Annotated in this window: 1 protein-coding gene; it reads left to right on the plus strand. The window is 28.9% G+C overall.

The window, feature by feature from the left end:
• The coding region (locus NK213_RS20075; protein WP_253352654.1) for a recombinase family protein at positions 1-1325 on the plus strand (1325 nt) is incomplete at both ends.

Consider the following 1325-nt stretch of genomic DNA (forward strand, 5'->3'; position numbering starts at 1 on the left):
ACTGATAGAGAACAATTCCTACAGATGATTAAAGATAGTAAGGGAAATCTTTTTGAATATGTTCTAGTACATAAATTGGATAGATTTGCCAGAAACAGATATGACCAGGCTATTTATGAAAGAGAACTAAACAATAATAATGTCAAACTCATTTCTGTTCTGGAACAATTTAACGATTCCCCTGAATCTGTTATCCTTAAAAGTGTTATTACTGGTATCAATGAATATTATTCCCTTAATCTTTCCAGAGAAACTAAAAAGGGATTATATGAAAATTTTCATAACAATAAGCATGCTGGCGGGATCCCCCCTCTTGGGCTTGATGTTGATAAGGAAACTAAATTATATATTATTAATGAAGAGGAAGCTGATATCGTAAGATTAATTTTTAAATTAGCCATAGAAGGCAATGGCTATACCAAAATTGCTCAACTTTTAAATGAAAGAAATCTTATCAATAAAAGAAAAAAGCCTTTTACTAAGAGCGGTATCAGGGATCTTCTTAGAAATGAAAAATATATCGGTACATATATACTGGGAAAAAAAGATAAAAATGGAAAAATAACTAACAGAGAAGAAAGAAAAGAAGATGTTATTCCAGCTATTTTAGATAGAGAAACTTTTTACACAGTCCAAGAATTATTATTAAAAAAATCCAGTACTGGACGTTCTGATTCAAAGGTCGATTATTTACTAACTGGATTTCTTAAATGCGGTGAATGTAGCGGTTCTTTCTCTGGTGGCGGAAAAACTAATGGTAGAAATAAGCAATACCGTATGTACAATTGCACCAATCGAAAATCTAAAAAAACTGATTGTATGAATCCTAAAATCAGAAAAGAAGTCATTGAAGACTTAGTTTTTAAAACTATTAGAAATCTCATTTTTTCTTCTGACCGGCTAGATTTATTTATTTCAGAACTTACAAATAAAATAAAATTCCAGAATAAAAATTCTGCTGATTTAAAGAAGAAAAATGATAAAGATATACAAAACATCAAAAGTAAAAAAGAAAAGCTTCTGACACTATTTTTGGATGGATTTATCACTGAAGAAGAATTTAAAAGTAAAAATGATACTTTAGAACTAGAATTAATTGAAAAAATTAGGATACAAGAGAATCTTAACAATACAAAAAATATCAATATTAATGATATTTCTTCTTATGTTAAGAGATTAGCTGATGCATTAGACAGCCAAAATATACCCATAAAAAAACAAATTCTTCAAACATTTGTTGAAGAAGTTATTATTTATAAGGAAACCATTAACATTAAGCTAAAATTTTTTGGTCTTGTGGACGGTGGTTATGATGGTGGAAGTGG

It is taken from the genome of Sebaldella sp. S0638, assembly GCF_024158605.1.
Classification (GTDB): Bacteria; Fusobacteriota; Fusobacteriia; order Fusobacteriales; family Leptotrichiaceae; genus Sebaldella.